The following is a 3,575-nucleotide window of genomic DNA, read 5'->3' on the forward strand; positions in this document are numbered from 1 at the left end:
CCCCGGGGATGTAGCGGGGCGGGCGCGGGCCTACTCCTCGATCTTCAGGCGGATGCGGCGGAAGCCGCGGCCCTTGTTCTCCACCTTCGCCACCCGGATGCGGCCGATCTGCTTGGTGGAGCCGACGTGGGTGCCGCCGTCCGCCTGGGTGTCGAGGCCGACGATGTCGACGATGCGGACGTCCTGCACCTCGGGCGGCACCAGGTTCGTCGCCGTCCGGATGATGTCGGGGATCTCGAACGCCTCGGCCCGCGGGAGCGTCTTGACGTCGATGCGCCGGTCGGCCTCGACCTCGGCGTTGCACGCGTCCTCGACGGCCTGCTTGAAGCCGGGCGGGACCTCCCGCAGGTCGAAGTCCATCCGCGCGGTCAGCGGCTCCATGTTGCCGCCGGTGACCAGGCAGCCGTAGTCGCGGAACACCACCCCGCACAGCAGGTGCAGCCCGGAGTGGGTGCGCATGAGGGCGGTGCGGCGGTCGTCCTCGACGGCACCGCGCACGACCGTGCCGACCGGCGGGACGGGGTCGCCCTCCACCGGGATCAGCTCCAGGTCGTCCCCTTTGCGCACCCCGGCGATGCGGGTCTGCACGCCCTGCCACAGCAGGACCCCGTGGTCCGGCGGCTGGCCACCGCCCCCCGGATAGAACGCCGACCTGTCGAGGACGATCCCCTCCGGGCCCGCGGCGAGGACGACGGCCTCCCACTCGCGGAGGGCCTGGTCGTCCAGTTCCAGCCGGGTCGTGCGCCCATGAACCTCGCTCATGCGCCCACCCTAGAGATCACCAGGGGCCGTAGGGACCCGATCGGCGGTCGCCGCGGCCGTTCTTCTTGTACGGCGCCACCGCCGGGCGGACGTCGGCGAGGTAGATGGCGGCGGCGATGAACGCCGCGACCGGGAGGATGCCGATCAGCAGGCCGATCGGGCGGATGCCGAGCGCGGCGGGCGCGATCGCGTGGGCACCGCCCAGCACCACCGCGACGACCAGGACGATCATCCACATCTTCTTGCGCCACTTGCCCGCGGCGGAGAACGCGCTCTCCGGGACGGACAGCGAGTCGACCAGCGCCCACGCCTCCATCACGAACGCGATGATCAGCAGCAGCCAGAAGAAGTAGTCCAGGACATTGAAGCCCGCCATCGGCGATCAGCGCTCCTGCTCGTTTCGGACGGCGGCTCCGCGCCGCGCACACGGGGTTCTGACTACCCCAACCCTATGCGCGTCGTCCAGCCTTGGCCGGTGCCCCGCCCGCACCCGCGAGAACGGAGCCGCCTGTGGGGGAAGACGAAGGAGCCCGGCCGGGTGTTCCCGGCCGGGCCCCGCGAATCGAGGGGCGCTCAGGCGCCGCTCTTCTTCGTGGTGGTGCGGGCCTGCGTCCGCGGCTGCGCGGGCTTGCGGGCCTGGGTGCTGCGGGCCTGGGTGCTGCGGGCCTGCGCGGTGCTGGCCTGCGTGGTGCGGGTCCTCGTGCCCGCGGCCGGCTTCGCGTCGGCGTCGGTCAGCTCGGCCACCTCGGCGGCCTCGCGGTGCACGACCTTCCGGCCGCGCTCGGCGAGCTCGTCGATGAACTCGGCGGCCAGGGTGCCGACGTGCGTCGCGTAGGCGACGGCCGCGCCGGGCAGGTCCTTGGCGTCGACGCGCTCCTGGTAGCGGTTGACCTCGCCGCGGTAGCGCTCGACGGTGCCGCGCACCTGGTCGCGGTAGCGGTCGACCGTCTCGCGGACCTCGCCCTGGTACTTCGTCGCGGTCTCGCGGGCCCGGCCCTGGTACTTGGTCACGTGCTCGGGGACCTCGCGGAGCTTCTCCACCGCGAAGTCACCCGCGCCGGCCACGGCGTACACGGCCTTGCTCTCGCGGAAATTACTGGCCAGCGTCATCCGACCTCATCCTTTCCATCCTGTTCGATGTGCTCTGGCATGGCTCGTTCGGGAACGTCCGGCTCGTCCGCCGCTCGCCCGGCGCGGCCGCGCTCGGCCGCGTCGCCGGCCTCGGTCTCCGCCTTGGTCTCGAAATCGGCGTCGGCCTCGGAATCGGCCTCGAAATCGGCCTCGGTTTCGGCATCGGCCTCGGGCTCGGCGTGCCCGCCCGGGAAGATGCCCGCCGCCTCGTTCTCCTTCAGGAAGGAGGCGTAGATGTCGAGCAGGACCTGCTTCTGCCGTTCGGTGAGGAGCAGGTCGTCCCGGACCGCCGCCTGGACGTCCGTGTCGGCCTCGCGGTCTTCGAGGATCCCGGCCTGCACGTACAGCGCCTCGGCCGAGATGCGCAGCCCCTTGGCGATCTGCTGCAGGATCTCGGCGCTCGGCTTGCGCAGCCCGCGCTCGATCTGGCTCAGGTACGGGTTCGATATCCCGGACACGTCCGCGAGCTGGCGCAGCGAGATCTTCGCCCGCGTCCGCTGCTCGCGGATGTACTCCCCGATGGAGCCGACCTTGGAACTTGCCATGTCTCCACCCTGCGTCATAGTGCTTGCAATTGCAAGCACTCTAGCTAGCACTCGGCGGTGAGTCCGCTCACATGCCGTCCCGCAAGGTGGGTGAAATAGGGAGAAAGCTCAGTTGACCTTGGAAGACGGGACCGTCCAGGTGTTGCAGACGGCCAGCCGGCGGCCCTCGTAGCCGGTGACGACCCAGCCCGCGTAGGCGCGTCCCGAGCCGTGGTCGCGCTTCTCGGGCGGCAGCCGCTCGTCGCCGCGGCCGCGCACGTCGCGGATCATGGCGTTGAACTGGGCCTGCGTCATCGGGAGCGTGACCCGCTCCGCGCCGAGGAACGCGCCCGCGAAGCACTGCGCCTGCAGCTCGATGCGGCGGCTCGCCTCGTTGCGCCGGTCGATGTCGCCGGTGTCCATCAGCCGGTTCCCGTAGAGCAGGATCCCGGCCCGGTGCTGGACGTGGTGGCCGTACTCGTGCGCGATGACCCGCGCGAACACCGCCCAGTTGGAGAGCGGCTCACCGCCCGAGGTCTCCACGACGTGCCGGACCCCGATGTACATCGTGTTGTTGGCCGGGCAGTAGAACGCGGACGCGCCCGGCGCCGGGTAGGTGCCGCAGGGGCTGCGGCCGGGCTGGTCCCAGAACACGCGGTCGGGCTCGTCGAACCGCATCCCCGCCTTGCCGAACTGCTGGGACCACGAGCTGTCGAGGCAGTCGCTCAGCACGTTCATGAACCGGCGCATCGACGCGCTGCTCGGCTGGATGGCGGGCACCCGGCAGCTCACCGGCGTCAGCGCGCCGCTCTCGTAGAGCTTGTTGCCGACGGCCTGCTCCCGGGCGGACCCCCCGCCGCCGGACGTGATCGGCGGCCGGTTGGTCGTGGCGGCCCCGCTCTGCCCGACGAGGAACGTCGCCCCGAGGATCGCGATCACCGCGACCGATGCGAGGGCGCCCAGGATGCCGGCGACCGTCCCGCCCGCGCTGCGGCGCGGCGGCGGGCGCAGCGGCGGGCGCAGCGGGACGTACCGGTACTGGTGCGCGTACGGCGGCTGCACGGGCGGACGGCCCGGCGGCCCGTACGGCGGCGGGCCGTATCCCGGCGGACCGGGCACGGGGCGGCCGTACGGCGGAGCCGGGGGCCGTCCCGGGGG

At 72.2% G+C, this 3,575-nt stretch carries 5 protein-coding genes; all 5 read right to left on the reverse strand.

The window, feature by feature from the left end:
• Positions 1-30 precede the first annotated feature (30 nt).
• A complete protein-coding gene (locus tag E1200_RS31930) occupies positions 31-762 on the reverse strand; it encodes an alanyl-tRNA editing protein (protein ID WP_131956177.1) in 732 nt (243 codons plus the stop codon).
• A 16-nt stretch (positions 763-778) separates the two neighbouring features.
• Entirely contained in the window at positions 779-1,138 is a 360-nt protein-coding gene (locus E1200_RS31935; RefSeq protein ID WP_131956179.1) for a DUF2516 family protein, read from the reverse strand.
• Between the two features lie 197 nt (positions 1,139-1,335).
• The gene (locus E1200_RS34520) at positions 1,336-1,872 is read right to left on the reverse strand and encodes a hypothetical protein (protein ID WP_207933647.1); all 537 of its coding nucleotides are present in this window, start codon (positions 1,870-1,872) and stop codon (positions 1,336-1,338) included.
• Positions 1,869-2,438, reverse strand: coding sequence for a helix-turn-helix transcriptional regulator (locus E1200_RS35310; RefSeq protein ID WP_279485472.1), 570 nt, complete (start codon positions 2,436-2,438; stop codon positions 1,869-1,871). The genes E1200_RS34520 and E1200_RS35310 overlap by 4 nt, the downstream gene beginning before the upstream one ends.
• Positions 2,439-2,546: 108 nt before the next feature.
• The coding region (locus E1200_RS31945; RefSeq protein WP_347813255.1) for a neutral zinc metallopeptidase at positions 2,547-3,575 on the reverse strand (1,029 nt) is incomplete at its 5' end.

The organism is Actinomadura sp. GC306 (assembly GCF_004348665.1).
Taxonomy (GTDB): Bacteria; Actinomycetota; Actinomycetes; order Streptosporangiales; family Streptosporangiaceae; genus Spirillospora.